Source organism: Streptomyces sp. NPDC050121, assembly GCF_044460385.1.
GTDB classification, from domain to species: domain Bacteria; phylum Actinomycetota; class Actinomycetes; order Streptomycetales; family Streptomycetaceae; genus Streptomyces; species Streptomyces soliscabiei.
On sequence record NZ_JBITJV010000001.1, the window covers coordinates 237,380 to 257,385 of the forward strand.

At 71.7% G+C, this 20,006-nt stretch carries 18 protein-coding genes and 1 pseudogene; 14 read left to right on the forward strand and 5 right to left on the reverse strand.

The features are described from left to right. The first annotated feature begins 276 nt into the window (after nt 1-276). From ACIBTS_RS01060 to ACIBTS_RS01080, 5 genes are read left to right on the forward strand one after another with little or no spacing between them, the layout of a single operon-like run. A complete protein-coding gene (locus ACIBTS_RS01060) occupies nt 277-1,902 on the forward strand; it encodes an ATP-binding protein (protein WP_319673939.1) in 1,626 nt (541 codons plus the stop codon). After that, a complete protein-coding gene (locus tag ACIBTS_RS01065; RefSeq protein ID WP_319673938.1) occupies nt 1,899-2,306 on the forward strand; it encodes a roadblock/LC7 domain-containing protein in 408 nt (135 codons plus the stop codon). The genes ACIBTS_RS01060 and ACIBTS_RS01065 overlap by 4 nt, the downstream gene beginning before the upstream one ends. Continuing rightward, nucleotides 2,303-2,731 (forward strand): DUF742 domain-containing protein, encoded by a 429-nt coding sequence (locus ACIBTS_RS01070; RefSeq protein ID WP_399315742.1) that lies wholly within the window; start codon nt 2,303-2,305, stop codon nt 2,729-2,731. Before ACIBTS_RS01065 ends, ACIBTS_RS01070 begins: the two co-directional genes overlap by 4 nt. After that, on the forward strand, nt 2,712-3,332 hold the full coding sequence (locus tag ACIBTS_RS01075; protein ID WP_399315743.1) for a GTP-binding protein: 621 nt from the start codon (nt 2,712-2,714) through the stop codon (nt 3,330-3,332). Before ACIBTS_RS01070 ends, ACIBTS_RS01075 begins: the two co-directional genes overlap by 20 nt. Nucleotides 3,333-3,389: 57 nt before the next feature. Next, entirely contained in the window at nt 3,390-4,874 is a 1,485-nt protein-coding gene (locus ACIBTS_RS01080) for a cytochrome P450 (protein WP_399315744.1), read from the forward strand. Here the strand turns inward: ACIBTS_RS01080 and ACIBTS_RS01085 are convergent. Next, nucleotides 4,868-5,851, reverse strand: coding sequence for an RluA family pseudouridine synthase (locus ACIBTS_RS01085; protein WP_399315745.1), 984 nt, complete (start codon nt 5,849-5,851; stop codon nt 4,868-4,870). The genes ACIBTS_RS01080 and ACIBTS_RS01085 overlap by 7 nt on opposite strands. Nucleotides 5,852-5,917: 66 nt before the next feature. Between ACIBTS_RS01085 and ACIBTS_RS01090 the strand changes: the two genes are divergently transcribed. Then, on the forward strand, nt 5,918-6,499 hold the full coding sequence (locus ACIBTS_RS01090; protein ID WP_319673933.1) for a GNAT family N-acetyltransferase: 582 nt from the start codon (nt 5,918-5,920) through the stop codon (nt 6,497-6,499). A 39-nt stretch (nt 6,500-6,538) separates the two neighbouring features. Here the strand turns inward: ACIBTS_RS01090 and ACIBTS_RS01095 are convergent, their stop codons facing one another. After that, entirely contained in the window at nt 6,539-8,062 is a 1,524-nt protein-coding gene (locus ACIBTS_RS01095; protein ID WP_399315746.1) for an amino acid permease, read from the reverse strand. A gap of 218 nt (nt 8,063-8,280) precedes the next feature. Between ACIBTS_RS01095 and ACIBTS_RS01100 the strand changes: the two genes are divergently transcribed. The 3 genes and pseudogenes from ACIBTS_RS01100 (at nt 8,281) to ACIBTS_RS01110 (ending at nt 10,937) form a co-directional block, all read left to right on the forward strand. Then, nucleotides 8,281-8,904, forward strand: a complete 624-nt coding sequence (locus tag ACIBTS_RS01100) for a PadR family transcriptional regulator (RefSeq protein ID WP_319673931.1) — start codon at nt 8,281-8,283, stop codon at nt 8,902-8,904. Between the two features lie 238 nt (nt 8,905-9,142). Beyond that, nucleotides 9,143-10,164: pseudogene (locus ACIBTS_RS01105) on the forward strand (ATP-binding cassette domain-containing protein). Continuing rightward, nucleotides 10,161-10,937: an ABC transporter permease gene (locus tag ACIBTS_RS01110; RefSeq protein ID WP_399315747.1), complete on the forward strand. Its 777-nt coding sequence runs from the start codon at nt 10,161-10,163 to the stop codon at nt 10,935-10,937. The pseudogene ACIBTS_RS01105 and the gene ACIBTS_RS01110 overlap by 4 nt, the downstream one beginning before the upstream one ends. A 97-nt stretch (nt 10,938-11,034) precedes the next feature. Here the strand turns inward: ACIBTS_RS01110 and ACIBTS_RS01115 are convergent, their stop codons facing one another. Beyond that, nucleotides 11,035-11,880 carry a siderophore-interacting protein gene (locus ACIBTS_RS01115; protein WP_399315749.1) on the reverse strand — a complete coding sequence of 282 codons (846 nt, stop codon included), beginning with the start codon at nt 11,878-11,880 and terminating at the stop codon, nt 11,035-11,037. Nucleotides 11,881-11,965: 85 nt separating this feature from the next. After that, a complete protein-coding gene (locus ACIBTS_RS01120) occupies nt 11,966-12,904 on the reverse strand; it encodes a 5'-3' exonuclease H3TH domain-containing protein (RefSeq protein WP_399315937.1) in 939 nt (312 codons plus the stop codon). A 229-nt stretch (nt 12,905-13,133) separates the two neighbouring features. Between ACIBTS_RS01120 and ACIBTS_RS01125 the strand changes: the two genes are divergently transcribed. The 4 genes from ACIBTS_RS01125 to ACIBTS_RS01140 all read left to right on the forward strand — a co-directional run bounded on the left by ACIBTS_RS01125 (nt 13,134) and on the right by ACIBTS_RS01140 (nt 17,840). Then, the gene (locus ACIBTS_RS01125; RefSeq protein WP_399315750.1) at nt 13,134-14,219 is read left to right on the forward strand and encodes a glycine betaine/L-proline ABC transporter ATP-binding protein; all 1,086 of its coding nucleotides are present in this window, start codon (nt 13,134-13,136) and stop codon (nt 14,217-14,219) included. Continuing rightward, nucleotides 14,212-16,026 carry an ABC transporter permease/substrate binding protein gene (locus ACIBTS_RS01130; RefSeq protein ID WP_399315751.1) on the forward strand — a complete coding sequence of 605 codons (1,815 nt, stop codon included), beginning with the start codon at nt 14,212-14,214 and terminating at the stop codon, nt 16,024-16,026. Before ACIBTS_RS01125 ends, ACIBTS_RS01130 begins: the two co-directional genes overlap by 8 nt. Before the next feature lie 450 nt (nt 16,027-16,476). Next, nucleotides 16,477-17,118: a helix-turn-helix domain-containing protein gene (locus tag ACIBTS_RS01135; RefSeq protein WP_399315752.1), complete on the forward strand. Its 642-nt coding sequence runs from the start codon at nt 16,477-16,479 to the stop codon at nt 17,116-17,118. Continuing rightward, on the forward strand, nt 17,118-17,840 hold the full coding sequence (locus ACIBTS_RS01140; RefSeq protein WP_399315753.1) for a helical backbone metal receptor: 723 nt from the start codon (nt 17,118-17,120) through the stop codon (nt 17,838-17,840). Before ACIBTS_RS01135 ends, ACIBTS_RS01140 begins: the two co-directional genes overlap by 1 nt. Here the strand turns inward: ACIBTS_RS01140 and ACIBTS_RS01145 are convergent. After that, complete coding sequence (locus tag ACIBTS_RS01145; RefSeq protein WP_399315754.1) at nt 17,752-18,936, reverse strand: TDT family transporter; 1,185 nt, start codon at nt 18,934-18,936, stop codon at nt 17,752-17,754. The genes ACIBTS_RS01140 and ACIBTS_RS01145 overlap by 89 nt on opposite strands. A gap of 71 nt (nt 18,937-19,007) precedes the next feature. Between ACIBTS_RS01145 and ACIBTS_RS01150 the strand changes: the two genes are divergently transcribed. Then, nucleotides 19,008-19,937: a LysR family transcriptional regulator gene (locus ACIBTS_RS01150; protein ID WP_399315755.1), complete on the forward strand. Its 930-nt coding sequence runs from the start codon at nt 19,008-19,010 to the stop codon at nt 19,935-19,937. The last annotated feature ends 69 nt before the right edge of the window (nt 19,938-20,006 follow it).

Consider the following 20,006-nt stretch of genomic DNA (forward strand, 5'->3'; position numbering starts at 1 on the left):
ACCTGAGGGTCCTCAAGGATGGTGGCCTCATCCATCCCGGTGAACTGTTTCGCACGCCCGTACGCCATCACGCACCGTGCTCGAACAAATCCCCAGCGTATAAATGGGTTTGAGGCTACTCCATGCGCGGAGCCGGTTTCAGAGGGTTGCTGAATATGACGCAGCGGTGATCCGGTGAGACTAAGCTCGCCCGCGGCGCACCGAGTTGAGGTGTATTCGTGCGTCTGTTCCCAAATGTTCCGAAGATGCCGACAGATCCCTACAGAGGGTGCCCACATGGTGAGTGTTCAGTCCCCACCCGGTCGCCGAGAACTTCCCTACGCGCGGGTGCTGTTGCTGCCGGCGATACTGATGGCCGCGGCGACCGGAGCCGCCGTCGCCCTGGTGGCGACGCCGGCCCGGCTCGCCGTCGGCGTCTGCGGAACCGTCGCCACCCTCCTGGTGATCGCGGCGGGAGCCGAGTCGGTGCGCCGCGGCCGGCTGCTGCGTGAGCTGCGCGCGGACAAGGACCGGCGCATCGCGTACCTGGACGACTGCGTCGCCGGTCACGCGGAGGAGAACCGCCTCCTCGCCGAGGTGTTCGTGCCCAACGCGGTGGAGTGGCTGCGGGCCGGAAATTCCCCCAGGGAGGTGATGCGCGACCTCAGCGAGGACGATCCCTCGTTCCGTGCGCTCGACGACGCACAGCGCGCGGTGATCCGGAAGATCCTCGACATCGTCGACCACGAGGAGTCCCTGCGCGACTCCGCCCAGCGCTCCTTCGTCAGCATCGCCCGCCGCATGCAGGCCATCGTCCACCAACAGGCCGCGGAACTGCGGGAGATGGAGGAGGACCACGGCCGCAACCCCGAGGTCTTCGACGACCTGCTGCGGATCGACCACGGCACCTCGCTGATCGGCCGGCTCGCCGACTCCATCGGTGTGCTCGGCGGCGGCCGGCCCAGCCGCAACTGGCCCCAGCCCGTCCCGCTGTACAGCGTGCTGCGCGGCGCCATGTCCCGGATCCTGGAGTACCGGCGCATCCAGCTGGACTCCATCGCCAAGGTCAACATCCGCGGCCTCTCCGTCGAACCGCTCATCCACGCGCTCGCGGAACTCCTCGACAACGCCACCCGCTACTCGCCCCCGCAGGCGAAGGTGCACGTCAACGCCACCGAGGTGCAGACCGGCATCGCCATCGAGATCGAGGACGCCGGCGTCAGCCTCAGCGAGGAGACACGCGCCAAGGCGGAACGCATGCTGGAAATGGCCAAGAGGGGCGTCGACATCCAGGACGTCGGCGGCACCCCGCGCCTGGGCCTCGCGGTCGTCGGCCGACTGTGCACCTCCTTCAACCTGGAGGTCTCACTGCGCAAGTCGGCGTACGGCGGCGTCCGGGTCGTCCTCATCGTGCCCAGCGAGATGCAGACCCTCGACCCCGCCCCCGGCTTCGCGCACGGCATCGGCGCCACCGCCGTACCGCAGATCGACCTGAGCCAGGTCGGTGAGGGCCCCAAGCGCCCGCCCAAGAAGCGCCGTCCCACCAACCCGCGCATCCCGGCCGGGGTCTCCCTGACCGACGACGAGGTGCCCGAGGTCACCGAGTGGACCGAGCAGGGCCTGCCGCAGCGGCGCAGCAAGACCACGATCTCCATCGTGCAGCGCTACCAGGAGGCGTACGCCGCCCAGGAAGCCGCGCGCCAGGGCAAGCCGGACCTGTTCGCGCAGCCCCGCCCGGAGGCCCAGCCCGCGAAGAAGAAGCATGAGCCCGGAGTGGCGTTCGAGGCCTTCTGGGACGGCCTGAAGAAGGTGGCTCCGCCCGGCCACCACCCCACCGACTTCACCCGTAATCCCACCGCATACCTGCACCTGATCGAAGACAAGGCCAAGCCCGAGGCCGACGACGAAGGGGACCTCACGTGATCCAGCAGCGCCAAAACTTCGACTGGCTGCTCAAGGAACTCTACGACGGCGTTCCGGGCATCGAGATGATCGTGGTGCTCTCGGCCGACGGCCTGCGCATCGCCCGCTACGCCGGTGACCCCGACGCCGCCGACCGGGTCGCCGCCGCCTGCGCGGGCGTGCAGAGCCTGGCCGCCGCCGTCGCCCAGGAGATCCAGGCCAGCGACGGCGAGATGAACATGGTCGTCATCGACCTGAGCGGCGGCTACTTCTACCTGATGGCGGCCGGCGACAACGCCTACCTCGCGGTCCTCGCCGACGTGCGCTGCGAGGCCGGCCGGATGAGCGCCAGCATGCGCGACCTCGTCGTTCGCATCGGCGCCCACCTCACCAGTCCGCCCCGGCGCAACGGGCAGAGCGTATGACGCCTCCGCAACGCAGGCGGCGACAACCCCTGCCGGAACTGCTCCCGCCGCCCCCGCCGCCCGCACCGGCCGTGCAGCCTCCCCAGGAGGGGGAGGGCGAGGGCAAGAACCCCGAACGGCTGTACATCATCACGGGCCCCGACGGCGAGCGCGCTCCCGTCGACCTGGTCACGTTAATCGTGGCGTGTGCCGAACCGCCCTCCTCGGCCACGCCGGAGCAGACGGCGGTGCTGCGGATGTGCGGCGCCCCGCTGTCGGTGGCCGAGGTGTCGGCGTATCTCGGTCTCCCGTTCAGCGTGGTGACGGTGCTGCTGACCGAGATGCTGGCGGCCGAACTCGTGCAGGCGCGCGCCCCGATCGTCCGGCAGCAGCTCCCTGACCGTTCCCTTCTCGAAGCGGTGATGAATGGACTTCAACGGCTCTGACACCATTCCCGGCCCACGGGCCGAGGACTATCTGCCGCACACCACCACGGCCGCGGCGAAGATCGTCATCGTGGGCGGCTTCGGCGTCGGCAAGACCACCATGGTCGGCTCCGTCAGCGAGATCAGGCCGCTGACCACCGAGGAGACCATGACGCAGGCGGGCATCGGCGTCGACGACAACTACGGCTCCGAGACCAAGACCGCCACCACCGTGGCCATGGACTTCGGCCGGATCCGCATCACGGAACAGGTCGTGCTCTACCTCTTCGGCACGCCCGGCCAGGAGCGCTTCTGGTTCCTGTGGAACGGGCTGTTCGAGGGCGCGCTCGGCGCGGTCGTCCTCGTCGACACCCGCCGCCTCGAGGTCAGCTTCGAGGTCATGGGCCGGCTGGAGGAGGGCGGCGTGCCCTTCGTCGTCGCCGTCAACACCTTCCCCGACGGGCCCCGCTACCCCGTCGAGGAACTGCGCGGGGCCCTCGACCTGCCGCCCGAGATCCCGATCGTGGAGTGCGACGTCCGCCGCCGCGCCTCGAGCCGCGACGTCCTGATGACCCTCATGCGCTTCCTGCACAACCTGGCCCTGAGCCGCAGCCTCACCTGACACCCCACCGCACCACATCCCCCGACACCGGATCCACCACAGTTTCGGAGCGACCCTGTGACTCCCGAACACCCTGTCCCCACCGGTCCGCGCGATCTCGCGCTGGACCCGCCGCCCGGCTGTCCCGCGCACAACCGGGGCCCCGGCGGGCTGGCCCGCCTCTACGGCGCCGGCGCGGAGGACCTCAACGAACTGTTCGAGCGCCTGCGCGACGAGCACGGTCCCGTGGCGCCGGTCCTCATCCACGACGACCTGCCGATGTGGATGGTCCTCGGTCACGCCGAGAACCTGCACATGGTGCGCTCGCCCTCGCAGTTCTCCAAGGACAGCCGCATCTGGTTGCCGCTGGTGCAGGGCAAGGTCAGGCCCGACCACCCGCTCATGCCGCACATCGCCTGGCAGCCCATGGCCGCCCACGCCGAGGGCGACGAGCACAAGCGGCTGCGGGGCGCGGTCACCGCGGCCATGGCGACCATCGACGACCGCAGCGTGCGCCGCTACATCAACCGCTCCAGCCAGCGCCTGGTCAACCGCTTCTGCGAGGAGGGCCGGGCCGAACTGGTGGGCCAGTTCGTCGAGCACCTGCCGATGGCCGTCATGTGCCATGTCCTCGGCATGCCCGACGAGTACAACGACCGGATGGTCCAGTGCGCCCGCGACGCGCTCAAGGGCTCCGAGACCGCCATCGCCAGCCACGAGTACGTCATGGGGGCGTTGACCCGGCTCACCGCGCGCCGCCGCGCCCGGCCCGAGGAGGACTTCGCCAGCCACCTCATCAGCGACCCGGCGAACCTCACCGACGAGGAGGTCCGCGAGCACCTGCGCCTGGTCCTCTTCGCCGCCTACGAGGCCACCGTCAACCTGCTCTCCAACGTGCTGCGCATGGTCCTCACCGACCCCCGGTTCCTCGCCCGGCTCAACGGCGGCCAGATGACGGTGGCGGAGGCGGTCGAGCAGTCCCTGTGGGACGAGCCCCCGTTCAGCACCATCTTCGCCTACTTCGCCAAGCAGGACACGGAGTTGGGCGGTCAGCGCATCCGGCGGGGCGACGGCCTGTTCTTCGCGCCCGCCCCCGGCAACGTGGACCCCCGGGTGCGCCCCGACCTGTCCGCCAACATGCAGGGCAACCGCTCCCACCTCGCCTTCGGCAGCGGCCCACACGAATGCCCCGGCCAGGACATCGGCCGCGCCATCGCCGACGTCGGCGTGGACGCGCTGCTGATGCGGCTGCCCGACCTGCAACTCGACTGCGACGAGGACGAGTTGCGGTGGACGATGTCCATCGCCTCACGGCACCTGGTGGAACTGCCGGTCCGGTTCGGCCCGAAGGACCAGCAGGACGTCAAGCGCAAGCCGAGCCACGCCCCGAGCCACGCCCCGATCCCGCCGCAGCGCATGACGCGACCGGTGAGCACGGAACCGCAGCCCGCCCCGGCGCAGGCGGCCGCGCCGCAGCCCGAGCCGACCGCCCCGACGCCGGCGGGCCCGGCCCGCAGGGCGAACGCCTGGCGGCGCCTTCTGTCCTGGTGGCGCGGCTACTGAGCGACGCCCGGTGACGCGGTGGCGGCCGGGCCGTCGAGCCAACTGCCGTACGACGCCCAGGCCTCGAGCACCCGGCCACTGCGCAGCCGGTGTTCCGTCCCGGTGACAGGATCGATGAACTCCAGCTCCCGCGCCAGCAGTTGCAGCGGGCGCCGGAAGTCGTCGGCCGGCACCGGGGCGGCCACCTCCGGATAGAGCGGATCGCCGAGGAGCGGAACGCCCAACGCGGCCATGTGCACCCGGAGTTGGTGGGTCTGCCCGGTGTCCGGGACCAGCCGGTAACGGGCGAGACCGTCCGCACGGTGCTCGACCGGCGCGACATGACTGACCGCGTTCGGCTCTCCCGGCACCTCCCGGGCGGCCAGGACGCCGCGCTCCTTCACGATCCGGCTGCGCACCGTCACCGGCCACTCGCGCGAGGCGTCGTGGGGCGCCACGGCCTCGTACACCTTGCGCACCCGGCGGTCGCGGAACAGCGCCTGGTAGGCGCCGCGCTCCTCGGGGCGCACGGTGAACAGCACAAGCCCGGCGGTGAGCCGGTCGAGGCGGTGCGCGGCGCCCAGCGCGGGGACGCCCAGCTCCCGCCGCAGCCGGGCCAGCGCGGTCTGGGTGACATGGCTGCCGCGCGGAGTGGTGGCCAGGAAGTGCGGCTTGTCGACGACCACGATGTGCTCGTCGCGGTACACGATCTCCAGCGGGAACGGCACCGGCGCCTCGGCGGGCAGCTCACGGTGGAACCACACGAACATCCCCGGCACGTACGCCGCGTCCGGCGCCACTGCCGCACCGTCGGCGCCGACGACGAGCCCGGCCGCCAGCATCCCGTCCACCACCCCGGGGCCGGCCCCGCCGAGCCGCTCCACCAGGTGCGCCCGGACGGTGGCCCAGGTGCCCTCGCCCGGCAGCCGCACCCGCACCGCGTCGATCCCGTCGCGCTGCGGAAGCGGGGAGGGCGGGGGAGGGGTGCGGCGTCTCATCGGGGTCAAGCCTACGGCGACGGAAACCCCGTTGACTCCTCGCGGCCCGTTGGCAGGATGCGCCTCATGCCCTACACCGCTGACTTCGTTCTGCCCGTCGGAACCCTCTCCGGCGCCCCTCAGCCCGTCCTGCGCGCCGACGACGGGCTCCTTCTGCGCCCGTGGCGGGCCGCGGACGCGCCCGTCGTGTACGCGACCTTCCAGGACCCGGTGATGCACCAGTGGCACATCAGGGCCGCCGACTCCGAGGAGGAGGTCGCCGGCTGGATCGAGGAGTGGCAGACGAGCTGGGCGGCGGAGCAGAACGTCCAGTGGGCCGTCGTCGACGCCGACTCGGACGAAGTGCTGGGGCGGGTGGCGCTGCGCGACATCCGGCTCGGCGACGGCATCGCCCAGGTCGCGTACTGGACGACCCGGGCGGCCCGTGGCCGGGGAGTCGCCCCCCGGGCCACGACCGCCCTGGCGCGCTGGGCTCTCGACGAGATCGGCTTCCACCGGCTGGAGCTGGCGCACGCCACCGCCAACGAGGCCTCCTGCCGCGTCGCAGCCAAGGCCGGTTTCACCCTGGAGGGCACCAAGCGCAGCGCCGCCCTCCACCAGGACGGCTGGCACGACATGCACCTGCACGCGCGCGTGCAGGGCGACTGAGCCCGCGCGGCACACGCCCGTCGGCCGCGCGTACCCGCGTCAGGCCGTCGTCTGCCGCCGGTACGCCCGGAAGGCCACGCCCACCGCGACCGTCGCACCGAGGAACAGCACCGTGAACCACTGGAAGTACCAGTGCCCGCCCGCCGGGTCGTACACCGCGGCGCGCGGCCAGGCCAGGTTGACGGTCATCAGCAGGCCGTAGAGGAGGGCGAGGGCGTTCACCGGGACGCCCCAGCGGCCCAGGGAGAACAGCCGGGCGCCCGTCTCGTCCGTACCCGTCGAGGAGAACCGTCCGCGCAGCCGGCGCACCAGCAGCGGTCCGGTGACCATCGCGTAGGCCAGGTACAGCATCACGATGCAGGTGGTGCCGATGGCCAGGAAGGCGTCCGGGGAGGCGAAGTTCAGCAGCAGCAGGGCCGCCGCGAGGACGCCGACGACCAGCGCCGGGGCGCTCGGCATGCCGGTGCGGGGGTTCACGCGCGCGAGGCGGGCGGAGAACGGGAGCTGTCCGTCGCGGGCCATGGAGAACAGCATCCGGCAGGCCGCCGTCTGGATGGCGAGCGTCGCCACCGCGATCGCGACGACCACGTCCGCCAGCAGCGCCTTGCCGACGCCGTCGCCGAGGCTGCTGGTGAGGACGTAGCTGAGCCCGTCGACCCCGAGCCGCCCGTCGGTGAGGCTGGGCGCGGCCAGCAGCCCGGCCAGCACGATCAGCCCGCCGAGCAGGCCGGCCGCGCCGAGCGCCGTCAGGATGGTGCGGGGCGCGGTGCGGCGCGGATCGCGCGTCTCCTCGCTCATCTCGCCCGCGCTGTCGAAGCCGATCATCACGTAGGCGGCCGTGAACGAGCCGACGAGCAGCGCCCCGAACAGGCCGTCCTGCGCGGCCCCTTCGGTGTGGAAGGTGATGCCGGGGCCGCGCTCGGAGTGGGTGAGCAGCAGCACGACGATGAGCACCGCGCCGATGATCTCGGCGGTGACGCCGACCCGGTTGATCACGGACAGCACGCGGTTGTCGATGACGTTGACCAGCGTCGTCAGCACCAGCAGGACCACGCCGAGCAGCGCCGCGTTGGCCGCGCCGTCCGGTGAGGTGGGCGCCGGGTCGGTGCCGATCAGCTGGAAGCCCGACCAGATCGCGGGCAGCACCATCTGCAGGGCCAGTGCGGCCGCGGCGACCACGACGATCTGGCCGATCACCATGATCCAGCCGGCGAACCAGCCGAAGGAGGGCGTCGACAGCCTCGTCGACCACTGGTAGATCGCGCCCGAGATCGGGTAGCGCGCCGCCAGCTCCGCGAAGCACGCGGCCACCAGCAACTGCCCGGCCAGCACCGCCGGCCAGGCCCAGAAGAAGACCGGGCCGCCAAAGGCGTACCCGAAGGCGAAGAACTGGAAGACGGTCGTCAGGACGGAGATGAAGGAGAACCCGGCGGCGAACGAGGCGTACCGGCCCAGGCTGCGGTGCAGCTCCTGGCGGTAGCCGAACTCGGCGAGGGAGCCGTCGTCGGCGCCGGGGGAGTGCGGCGGGTCGGGGCGTACGTCGGAGGGTGTCGTTGTCGTCACGGCGGAACCTGCCTTGGCACCAGAGGGGACGGGAATTCCTGTCGGGCGACAGAAATTAGGGACGGGCTGTTTCGTCCGCATCACGCCGTCATGTCGAGGGCGGGCCCAAGTCCTCACGGCCCAGAACGTCACTCGAACGCGTTACATCGCGTCTATTGCCTCCGGTTGGCAACTCGCGATATGTTCGGCTACGGATATTCGAAAGCGAGGTGGTTATCGTGGCGAGGAAGCGCCGCAAGCTCAGCAATCCGTTGGCGCTCGCCGTGATGACGACGCTCTGGCAGAAGCCGATGCACCCGTACGAGATCGCCCAGACCCTGCGCAGCCAGGGCAAGGACACGAGCACGAAGACGAACTACGGCTCGCTCTACACGGTCGTGCAGAACCTCGAGAAGTACGGCTTCGTCGAGGTGACCGGTGTGGAACGCCAGGGCAACCGCCCCGAGCGCACGGTCTACGGCCTCACCGAGGCCGGGCGCGAGGAGACGACCGAGTGGCTCTCGGACCTGATCGCCATTCCCGCGAAGGAGTACCCGATCTTCGAGACGGCGCTCTCACTGATGGCGGCGCTGCCGCCGGACGAGGTGGTGCGCCTGCTTCAGACGCGGCTGAGCTCGCTGGAGGTGCAGCTGGCCAGCGGCCGGGGAGCGCTCGACAAGCTCTACGAGACGCTGCCGAGGCTGTTCCTCGTCGAGGTCGAGTACCAGCTGCACATGGTCGAGGCGCAGGCGGAGTGGGTCGGCGGTTTCCTCGACGAGATCAGGAAGGGATCGCTGCCCGGCATCGAGCAGTGGCGGCACTTCCACGAGACGGGGGAGCTGCCGCAAGAACTCAGATCATGAGATAGACCCCGGCAGGTCTGTTGCAGCAGTCCCGCCGGGGTCTCGAACCCCGAAACGGATCCGCCGTGCGGCAGAACCGGGCCATCGAGGTGCGGCACACCCAGGATAGCCCGGCGCTCTTCACGCGGATCGATCACCAGTCCGCTCACTCAGGAGAGCTGTCGTCATGAGCAGTAAGAGCAGTCCGGGCAATATGAGCAGTCCGGGCAATATGAGCAGTCCGGGCAGTGCGAGCAGCATGAGCAGTGCCGGCGTCACTCGCGGGCCCGCGGTCGAGGCACGTGACCTCGTCAAGACCTATCCCGGCGGTGTCACCGCTCTGAACGGACTCGACGTCACCGTCGAGCCCGGCACCGTCTTCGGGCTCCTCGGCCCCAACGGCGCCGTTTCAAGTCCACCACCGTCAAGATCCTCACCACTCTCGCCCGCCCCGACTCCGGGACGGCCACCGTCGCCGGGCACGACGTGCTGCGCCACCCGGACCGGGTGCGCCGCGCGATCGGCGTGGTCGCACAGAACTCCGGGGCGGACCCGGTCGCCACCGGCCGGGACAACCTCCGCCTCCAGGGCCGGCTCTACGGGGTGAAGGGCGCCGCCCTCGAGCGCCGGGTCGACGAGCTGCTCGAACGCTTCACGCTCACCGAGGCCGCCCGGCGCCCGGTCAAGGGCTACTCCGGCGGAATGCGGCGCCGCCTCGACGTCGCCCTGGGGCTGGTGCACCGGCCCGAGGTGCTCTTCCTCGACGAGCCCACCACCGGCCTGGACCCCGAGGCCCGCACCGCGATGTGGGACGAGATCGGCCGCCTGGCCGGCGAGGAGGGCCTCACCATCCTGCTCACCACGCACTACCTGGAGGAGGCCGACCGGCTCGCCGAGCGCGTCGCCATCGTCGACCGCGGCCGGATCGTCGTCACGGGCGCGCCCGACTCCCTCAAGGGCGAACTCCGCGGCGACGCCGTGCACGTGGAGGTGCGCACACCCCTCGGCGAGACGGGGCGCACCCTGCTGGACAGCGCCCTCGGTGGGCTGCCGGGCGTGCACGAGGTGCTGTGCGAAGGCCGCCGGATCAGCGTCCGCGCCGACGACGGTGCAGCCGCCGTGCCCGTGCTGCTGGGCGCGTTGGAGCGGGCCGGGGTCGGGGTGGCCACCGCGACCGTGGCCCGGCCCTCCCTCGACGACGTCTATCTCAGGTACGCGGGCCGCCGGTACGCGGACGCGGACGCCGCCGCCGCTCCCGTCCTCGCCGGAGGTGTGCGATGAGCACTGCCGTCGCCCAGACCTGGTACATGACGCAGCGTCAGCTCATGGTGTTCGCCCGGCAGCCCGCCTACGCGGTGATCACCCTGATCCAGCCGGTGATCTGGCTGTTCCTCTTCGGCAGCCTGTTCAAGAACGTCGTCGAGCTGGGCGGCTTCGGCACCGCCTCCTACCTCGACTACCTGGTGCCGGGCGTGGTCGTGATGAGTGCGCTGAGCGCCAACCTGTGGGCGGGCATGGGCACGTTGGAGGAGATCCAGCGCGGCACCCTGAACCGCTTCCTGACCACCCCGGCCAGCCGGGCCGCGCTGATGAACGGCAACGTCGTGCACAACGGCATCGTCACCGCCCTGCAGTCGGGTGTCATCGTGCTGCTGGGTCTGGCGGGCGGCGCGGACTACCCGGGCGGGCTCACCGGGATCGCGGTTCTGATCGTGGCGGCCGTGCTGCTGGGCACCGTGTTCGGGGCGCTGTCCAACTCCCTGGGCATGCTGGTGCGTGAGCGGGAGTCGATCATCGGCATCAACACCTTCCTGCTGCTGCCGCTGACGTTTCTGTCCTCCGCCTTCATGGTGCCGGAGGGGATGCCCTCCTGGATGCGGCACATAGCCGACTTCAACCCGGTCAACTGGGCGATGGTCGCGGGCCGTTCGGCGCTGTCCGCCGACCCCGACCGGGGGGACGTGCTCAGCCGCGGCGGGGCGCTGCTCGCGCTGGCGGTGGCGGCGGTGTGGCTGTCGATCCGGACGTTCCGGTCCTACCAGCGGTCGGTGTAGCGGGTGGTGTAGCGGTCGTGGGGCGGCGCTGAAGGGCCGGGCGGCCCGCCCCACGAGTACGGGCCGGTTCCGCCGCGCCTCGGCGCCGGGCATCAGATCAGGCGGCCGGGGTCTCGCCCTCCTGCTCCGCCTCCACGCGCGCGTTCCACTCCCGCTTCGAGGCCTGCCAGCCGTCCTCGTCGTGGCCGAGCCGCCAGTAGCCGGAGATCGACAGGTCCTCGCGCGGGATCTGCAGCTCCACGCGCAGCAGTTTGCGCAGGTCCTTCACGAAGGCGGCCTCGCCGTGCACGAACGCGTGCATACGGCCCTCGGGGAACTCCAGCGCCCGTACGGCCTCGACGAGCCGTTCGCCGACCGGCCGGTCGCCGCGGTGCAGCCAGACGACCTCCACGTCGGAGTCGATCTTCTGCTCCTCCTCGGGCCCGGCCACCTCGATGAAGGCGTGAGCGAGGGCCCCGGCCGACAGCGATTCCAGGGCGGCCGCGACGGCGGGCAGGGCGCTCTCGTCGCCGGCCAGCAGATGCCAGTCGGCGGCGGCGTCCGGCGCGTAGGCGCCACCGGGGCCCATGAAGCGGACGGTCTCGCCCGGCTGGACGCGGGCCGCCCAGGGTCCGGCCAGACCCTCGACACCGTGCAGCACGAAGTCCAGCGTCAGCTCGCGGTGTTCGGCGTCCCAGTCGCGCACCGTGTACGTCCGGGTCACGGGCCACTGCTCACGGGGGAACTCGGCCCGGATGCGCTCCAGGTCGAAGGGCTCCGGGTAGGTCACGCCGTCAGGGCCGAAGAGCAGTTTGACGTAGTGATCGGTGCAGTCGCCCGCTGCGAACCCGGCCAGACCCGCCCCGCCGAGCACGACGCGCTGCATGTGCGGGGTGAGCCGTTCGGTACGGACGACCTGCGCGGAGTGGGGCTTCCGCGGCTTGCGTGCCGGACGTTCTGCCATGACGGCCTCCCATGTCTCTGCCCATGACACCATGGTTAGGTTTACCTAAGTTAGCATCTCTTCCCGGGCGATGTCCCCAGAATGCCTATGCGTGCCGGGTGTTCAATGTCGTCAACAGCCGCTGCAGTGAACCCCCGAGCCCCCAGCGCCCTGCCAGTGCCTCCAGTGTCGCGCCGTCCCCAGGCGTATGCGGCAGCGCCGTGTCCACGTCCGGAAGCGGCACGTCGTCGGCCACCTTGACGACCTTCGGCGCGACGGCGACGTACGGCCGCGCCTCGTCCAGCCGCTTGCGCTGCGAGGGCGTCAGCTTCGCCCTCGGGTCGTCCACCGCCGCCATGATCCCCGCCAGGTCGCCGAACTCGGCCAGCAGCTTGGCCGCGGTCTTCTCCCCGATGCCCGCCACACCCGGCAGACCGTCGCTCGGGTCGCCGCGCAGCAGCGCCAGATCCGCGTACCCACGCCCATCGACGCCGTACTTCTCGCGCAGCAACGCCTCGTCCGTCAGCTGCAGCGTGCCGACGCCCTTCAGCGGGTACAGCACGCGCACCCCGCGCGCGTCGTCCACCAACTGGAACAGGTCACGGTCGCCGGTGACGATGTCGACCGGGCCCTTCGCGCGGCCGGTGAACGTGCCGATCACGTCGTCCGCCTCGTAGCCCGCGACGCCCACGCGCGCGATGCCCAGCGCGTCCAGGACCGCCTCGATGATCGGCACCTGCGGCGAGAGCGTGTCCGGCACCTCCTCCTCGTCCGGTCCGACCTCGTGCTCCTCGGCGACACGGTGCGCCTTGTAGGTGGGGATCAGCTCGACCCGCCACTGAGGGCGCCAGTCGGCGTCCATGCAGGCCACCAGCTCTTCCGGCCGGTGGTCCTTCACCAGCCGGTCGATGAAGTCCAGCAGTCCCCGCACGGCGTTCACCGGGGTGCCGTCCGGTGCCCTCACGGAGTCGGGGACGCCGAAGTAGGCGCGGAAGTAGAGCGAGGCGGTGTCGAGGAGCATCAGTCGTCCGGTCACGCCTCGCATCATGCCGCACCGGTGCCCCGGTGACCGGCGGGTATTCGCTCCCGTGGCAGGCGCGAACCTCCCGCCGGACCCGGCCGTGACCCCGGCCGCGCCGCCTGTGAACTGAACCACTCGCACGTTTGCGCATGTCGGGCCCGGGCAGGCGCGGCCTCGGAGCGGTGTCGGTTGCGCCTTCAACGGTTTGCTGTTGCCGAGTACTCCCGTTTCTGTCCCCCATCGAGAGGTACGCGTGTCATCCAGGCTTGAAGCCGAGCAGCTGTACAAGGTGTTCGGCAGACGACCGGAACAGGCAGTCGAACGGCTGCGCGCCGGAGCAGACCGGGAGGAGCTGCGCGCCGACGGCGCCACGGCCGCCGTCGTCGACGCCTCCTTCACCGTGGAACCCGGCCAGATCTTCGTCGTCATGGGCCTGTCCGGCTCCGGGAAGTCCACCCTGCTGCGCATGCTCAACGGACTGCTGGAACCGACCGCCGGACGCGTCCTCTTCGACGGCCAGGACCTCACCGCGCTCACCGACCGCGACCTGCGCGCGGTGCGGGCGAGGAAGATCAGCATGGTTTTCCAGCACTTCGCGCTCTTCCCGCACCGCAGCGTCCTGGACAACGCCGCCTACGGCCTCGCAGTCCAGGGCGTCCCCCGCCGCGAGCGCGAGCAGCGGGCCGCCGAGGCGTTGCGGCTGTGCGGTCTGGAGGGCTGGGAGAAGTCCTGGCCGGACGAGCTGTCCGGCGGCATGCAGCAGCGCGTGGGCTTGGCCCGCGCCCTCGCCACCGACGCCGACCTGCTCCTGATGGACGAGTCCTTCAGCGCGCTGGACCCGCTGATCCGCCGCGACATGCAGGACCAGCTCCTCACGCTCCAGCAGACCCTGAAGAAGACGATCGTCTTCATCACCCACGACCTCAACGAGGCCATGCGCCTGGGCGACCGCATCGCCGTCATGCGCGACGGCCGCATCGTGCAGACCGGCACGGCGCAGGACATCCTGATCCGACCCACGGGCGACTACGTCGCCTCCTTCATCCAGGACGTCGACCGCTCCCGCGTGCTGACCGCCTCCGCCGTCATGGACACCGCCGTGCGCGGCGACGAGGCCGACTGCCGCTGCGAGACCGCCACCCCCGACACCCCGTTCACCGCGCTCTGCGCGCTCAGCGCCCGGCTGACCCACCCGGTCGCCGTCCTCGACGGACAACGCACGCTCGTGGGCGTCGTGCCGAGACAGCGCCTCGTGCGCTTCCTCGGCGACGAGCAGGGCGCGCCGATCGTCTGCGACAGCCCGGACGACGGCCGGAAGCAGGTGACCGCCCGTGCCTAGGCTGCACCTCGGCGACTGGGTCGACTCCGGCGTCGACTGGCTCGTCACCCACATGTCCTGGCTCTTCGACGCGATCAAGACCGTCGTCGAAGGCATGTACGACGGCCTCGACGCCGTCCTCACCGCCCCCGCGCCGCTGCTCCTCGCGGGCATCCTCGCGGTGCTCGCCTGGTGGTTGCGGGGCCTCGTCGCGGGCGTCCTCGCCTTCGCCGGGTTCGCCCTCATCGACTCCCTCGCCCTGTGGGATGAGGCGATGTCGACGCTGTCCCTGGTGCTCGTCGCCACGGTGATCGCCCTGGTGATCTCCGTCCCGCTGGGTATCTGGGCCGCCCGCTCCAAGGCCGTCAGCGCCACCCTGCGGCCCGTCCTGGACCTGCTCCAGACGATGCCGTCGATGGTTCTGCTCATCCCCGCGATCCTGTTCTTCGGCATGGGCGTCCCCGCGGGCGTCATCGCCACCCTGATCTTCGCGCTCGCCCCGGGCGTGCGCATGACCGAGCTCGGCATCCGCCAGGTCGACGCCGAACTCGTCGAGGCCGCCGAGGCGTTCGGCACGACCCCCCGCGACACGCTGCTGCGCGTCCAGCTGCCGCTCGCGCTGCCGACGATCATGGCGGGCGTCAACCAGGTCATCATGCTGGGTCTGTCGATGGTCGTCATCGCCGGCATGGTCGGCACCGGCGGCCTCGGCGGCGCCGTCAACGAGGCCATCGGCCAGCTCGACATCGGGCTCGGTTTCGAGGCGGGCCTCGGCATCGTCGTCCTCGCCATCTATCTGGACCGGATGACCGGCGCGCTCGGCACCCGGATCTCCCCGCTCGGCCGCCGCGCCGCCGCCAAGGCACGCAGCACGGTGTGGACGTACCGTCCGCGCCCGGCCGTGGCCGTGGTCGGGGTGGTCGTCCTCGCCCTGGTCGCCGGTGGCATGGGCGTCTTCGGCTCCTCCTCCGGCACCGCCGAGGCCTCCGCCTCGGACGTCGGCAAGGGCAAGGAGATCAAGATCGGCTACATCCCGTGGGACGAGGGCATCGCCTCCACCTATCTCTGGAAGGAACTCCTGGAGGAACGCGGCTTCAAGGTGGACACCACCCAGTACGCGGCCGGACCCCTCTACACCGGCGTCGCCACCGGCCAGATCGACTTCCAGACCGACGCCTGGCTGCCCACCACCCACGCCGAGTACTGGAAGAAGTACGGCGACCGCCTCGACGACCTCGGCTCCTGGTACGGCCCCACCTCGCTGGAGCTCTCCGTCCCCTCGTACATGAAGGACGTGAACTCCCTGGCGGACCTGAAGGCCCACGCCTCCGAGTTCGGCGGCAAAATCACCGGCATCGAGCCCAGCGCCGGAATGATGGGCCTGCTCAAGGACAAGGTCCTCGGCGAGTACGGCCTCGACGGCGCCTACACGGTCGTCGACGGCTCCACCCCGGCGATGCTCGCCGAACTCAAGCGGGCCTACGCCGCGAAGAAGCCGATCGTCGTCACGCTCTGGTCGCCGCACTGGGCGTACAGCGACTACGACCTCAAGAAGCTCGACGATCCCAAGGGCGCCTGGGGCAAGGGGGACGGCGTGCACACGATCGCCCGCCAGGGCTTCGCCGACGACAACCCCGAGGTCGGCACGTGGCTGAAGAACTTCAGGATGACCGAGGCCCAGCTCACCGGTCTGGAGGCGCGGATCCAGAAGGCGGGCAAGGGCAAGGAGCAGGACGCGGTCCGGACCTGGCTGAAGGAGAATCCCACTCTGGTCGAGAAGTGGGTACCGGTCGCCGATTCGGGGCAGAAGAGCCGGGCGGCCCGGTGACCTGACAGCACCGCGGCCGTCCGACCAGGGGCGGGCACCGACGTACGGCTTCCACGGCCTGCGCCGGGGCCCGCCCCTCGTCCCATTCACCCTCGCCTGCCACTCGTCCCGTTCCCCCTCTCCCGCCACGCGCCCGCCCACGGTAAGGATCCGGCCAACCACAGAGAGCTAGGCCCATCCTGGGGCCGAGGTCCCGGGAGAGCCGGGACGAGCGGGAACACGCGAGGCCGCTCGCGCATTGAACCGGAAAGCCGGAGGACCGGCCGTCGCCCCGCGGGTCGGGGGCCTGATCATCTGGCGCGAACTGTGGGGTCGAGTGTCACCCCATGTGTCCTCGATGTGACGGGCGCATGAAACGGTTTGCCGAACATGCGTAGGGTGCAGACAACTCAGCAGAGGACGTGTCGGCGGACACCACGGCAGTGACGAGCGAAGGAGGGAGCCGGAGCGATGGGCGACCACAAAGAACAGCCCCTGCGGGTGGGCGCGGCCGTGCGGCGCCGGCGCCGCTCCCTGGAGCTCACCCTCGCCGTCGTGGCCGAGCGCAGCGGCCTGTCGGTCCCGTTCCTGAGCCAGATCGAGAACGACCGCGCGCGGCCCAGCACCGGCTCCCTGGAGAAGGTCGCCGACGCCCTGCGCACCACGGCCGTCGAACTCCTCGCCGCCGCCGACCCGGCGTGCAGCGTGGACGTCGTCCGCGCCGAGGACACCGACCCGGGCCAGGGCGCGGGACAGGGCCGGGGCGCGGGACAGGGCCAGGACTCGGCGCCGCGCCAGGACCCGGAGCCGCGTTCTCGTTCCCTGGTGCGCGGGCACCACCAGATGCACGCCTCCGAGTTCACCGGCGACCACGACGCAGGTCGTGAATTCCAGTACCGCAACGACCAGTTGATGTATGTCGCCGACGGCGCCGTGGAGATCGAGGCGGAGGGTCGCGCCTACCGACTGGGCCGCGGCGACACCCTGTACCTCACCGGCGGGGTCCGCCACCGCTGGCGGGCGACCGTGCCGGACACCCGGGTGGTCGTCGTCGCCGTGGCCGAGCACATCGAGGCGGTACGCGACCGGGACCACCGGGGCCGGAAGCGGTAGTGCGGGTCGTCTCCCTCGTCCCCTCGCTCACGGAGGCGGTCGCCTCGTCCGCGCCCGGCGTCCTCGTCGGCGCCACCGAGTGGTGCGCCCACCCGGCGGACCTCGACGTCGCCCGGATCGGCGGAACCAAGAACCCCGACGTCGAGCGGATCGTCCGCCTCGCCCCCGATCTGGTGATCGCCAACGAGGAGGAGAACCGGGAACCGGTCCTGGCCGCCCTGCGCGCGGCCGGCGTCGAGGTGCTGGTGACGGAGGTCCGGGACGTCCCGCAGGCCTTCCGGGAGCTGGCGCGGGTGCTGGCGGCGTGCGGAGCGCCGCAGCGGCCGGCCTGGCTGGTGGCGGCGGAGCAGGCGTGGGCGGCGCCGCCGTCGGCCGCCGGGGCGCGCCGGACCGCCGTCGTGCCGATCTGGCGCCGCCCGTGGATGGTGCTGGGCCGCGACACCTTCGCCGGGGACGTGCTGGCCCGGCTGGGCGTCGACCACCTGTACGCCGAGCACCCCGAGCGCTATCCGCGGATCCCGCTCGACGCGCTGCGGGCGACCGGCCCGGACCTGGTCGTCCTCCCGGACGAGCCCTACCGCTTCACCGCCGACGACGGCCCGGAGGCCTTCCCTGGCCTGCCCTGCGCGCTCGTCAGCGGACGGCACCTGACGTGGTACGGGCCGTCGCTCGCCGAGGCTCCGAAGGTGCTGGGCGAGGCGCTGCGAGCAGCTCGCCGCTGAGCAGCCCGCGGACGGTGTGCGTCGCGACGACCGCCCAGGCGGCGACGAGAACGGCGTACAGGGCGCAGCAGAGCACCGCGTAGACGGCCAGCCCGGTGTGCCGGGCCAGGGCCCCCGCGCCGGTCACACAGGTGCCGACCGGGAAGGTGAACGCCCACCACGTCATCGCGAAGCCCATCCCGTGCCGCCGGGCGCGCAGCACGTGCGCCGTGGCCAGGCACAGCCAGAGCAGCGCGAACCCCATGACGGGCACCCCGTACAGGACGGCGAGGACGGCGAGGGCGCGACCGTCCGGGCCCGGCAGGACCCCGGGTGCGACCTCCGCGAACTTCCCGACGGCGGTGGTGGACTGCCCGAGCGGGCCCAGGACGAGGAACACGGTCGGGGTGAGGGCGAGCGGCAGCGGCCCGCCGGTCACCAGCCGTCCGAACACCACCGGCAGCATGGCGAACGTGGCGAGCAGACTCAGCCCGAACAGCGCGAAGCACGCCAGGAGCAGGGTCTGCCGTGGCTGCCCGGCCGGCAGATACGGCACCAGCAGCGGCCCGAGCGCGGCGGACACCATGGGCGCCACCAGCGGCAGCAGCCACACCGGAGTGGCCTGCGAGTGCTCCACCCGGTGGCGTACGGCCATCAGATACGGGACGGCGACGGCGGCCGTGAGTCCCACGAGCGTCCCGGCGCCGAACAGTACGGCGTCGAGCGCGACCGCTGGACGGGTGCCGATCCAGTCCCGGCCGACGGTCAGGGAGCCGCCCCCGACGGCGAGCAGCGCCATCGCCAGGCAGCCGTAGAAGGGGGCCGTCGCCGGGTCGAGGAGATGGGCGTGGGCCTGGTCGCGGTGGTGGCGCCAGTGCAGGGCGCGGGCGGCGAGCAGGGTCAGCAGGAGGACCAGGGACAGCATCCAGAACGCGGCGCACAGCGGTCGCAGCCCAGGTACCCGCACCGGGAGCGTCGCTCCGGCCGTGGCGACGATGGCGGTGCCCATGACCGTCGCGTACCAGTTCGGTCCGAGGTGACGGACGTGGCGGACGTGACGGACGGCGTGGGCGCGCGGGCGGGGAGGGGCGTAGCGGGGCCGGGCGGCGGTGACCATGGTGTCCACGGTCGACCGGGTGTCCGCCCGCGACCAGGGAGTATGCCTCTATGGGGACATAAACTGGGCTTATGGGGAGTGTGGAGGAACAGCCCGCGGACACCGCGACGGGTTCGATCGCGCACCGTGTCCCGGACCTGGGCGCGCTGGAGCTGCTGCTGGGCGTGGCCCGGCTGGGCAGCCTGGGCGCGGCCGCGCGCGAGCTCGGTATCACGCAGCCGGCCGCGAGCAGCCGGCTCCGGTCCATGGAACGCCAGTTGGGCGTGGCGCTGGTGGACCGTTCACCGCGCGGCTCGCGGCTCACGGACGCCGGTGCGCTGGTGACGGACTGGGCGCGGCGGATCGTGGAGGCGGCGCAGGCGTTCGACGCTGGGGCGCAGGCGCTGCGGGACCGGCGGGACTCGCGGCTGCGGGTGGCGGCCAGCATGACGATCGCCGAGTATTTGCTGCCGGGCTGGCTGCTCGCGCTGCGCGCCGGGCGGCCGGACACGGCGGTGTCGCTGCTCGCCGGCAACTCGGCGGCGGTCGCGGAGCGGGTGCTGGCGGGGGAGGCGGACCTCGGCTTCGTGGAGGGGCTCACGATGCCGGCCGGCCTCGACTCCGCCGTGATAGCCCACGATCACCTCATTGTCGTCGTCGCGCCCGGTCATCCCTGGGCCCGTCGCCGACGCCCGTTGCCCGCGGCCGAGCTGGCGTCGACGCCGTTGATCCTGCGGGAGAAGGGCTCGGGGACCCGTCAGGTACTCGACACGGCCCTGGGCGGACTGGCCCGCCCCCTGATCGAACTGTCCTCGACGACGGCGGTGAAGGCGGCGGCGGTCAGCGGGGCGGGGCCGGCGGTGCTGAGCGAGCTTGCGGTGGGGGAGGAGCTGGCGCTGCGGCGGTTGGTCTCGATACCCGTCGAGGGGGTCGCGCTGGCCCGCGACCTGCGGGCGGTGTGGCCGACGGGGCATCGCCCTGCCGGGCCGGCGCGGGAGCTGCTGTCGCTGACGCGGGGGTAGGTTCTTCGGCCCCCGCCCCCGTTGCCGCCCCTTCCCCTTCCCCTTCCCCTTCCCGTCCCCGGGGGTGGC

Bases quoted from the DNA above. Each gene is read 5' to 3' on its own strand.
- ACIBTS_RS01085 (WP_399315745.1), bottom strand. From the start codon at position 5,851: ATGAGACGCCGCACCCCTCCCCCGCCCTCCCCGCTTCCGCAGCGCGAC.
- ACIBTS_RS01150 (WP_399315755.1), top strand. From the start codon at position 19,008: ATGGGGAGTGTGGAGGAACAGCCCGCGGACACCGCGACGGGTTCGATC.
- ACIBTS_RS01070 (WP_399315742.1), top strand. From the start codon at position 2,303: ATGACGCCTCCGCAACGCAGGCGGCGACAACCCCTGCCGGAACTGCTC.
- ACIBTS_RS01090 (WP_319673933.1), top strand. From the start codon at position 5,918: ATGCCCTACACCGCTGACTTCGTTCTGCCCGTCGGAACCCTCTCCGGC.
- ACIBTS_RS01110 (WP_399315747.1), top strand. From the start codon at position 10,161: ATGAGCACTGCCGTCGCCCAGACCTGGTACATGACGCAGCGTCAGCTC.
- ACIBTS_RS01120 (WP_399315937.1), bottom strand. From the start codon at position 12,904: ATGCGAGGCGTGACCGGACGACTGATGCTCCTCGACACCGCCTCGCTC.
- ACIBTS_RS01115 (WP_399315749.1), bottom strand. From the start codon at position 11,880: ATGGCAGAACGTCCGGCACGCAAGCCGCGGAAGCCCCACTCCGCGCAG.
- ACIBTS_RS01135 (WP_399315752.1), top strand. From the start codon at position 16,477: ATGGGCGACCACAAAGAACAGCCCCTGCGGGTGGGCGCGGCCGTGCGG.
- ACIBTS_RS01060 (WP_319673939.1), top strand. From the start codon at position 277: ATGGTGAGTGTTCAGTCCCCACCCGGTCGCCGAGAACTTCCCTACGCG.
- ACIBTS_RS01075 (WP_399315743.1), top strand. From the start codon at position 2,712: ATGGACTTCAACGGCTCTGACACCATTCCCGGCCCACGGGCCGAGGAC.
- ACIBTS_RS01145 (WP_399315754.1), bottom strand. From the start codon at position 18,936: ATGGTCACCGCCGCCCGGCCCCGCTACGCCCCTCCCCGCCCGCGCGCC.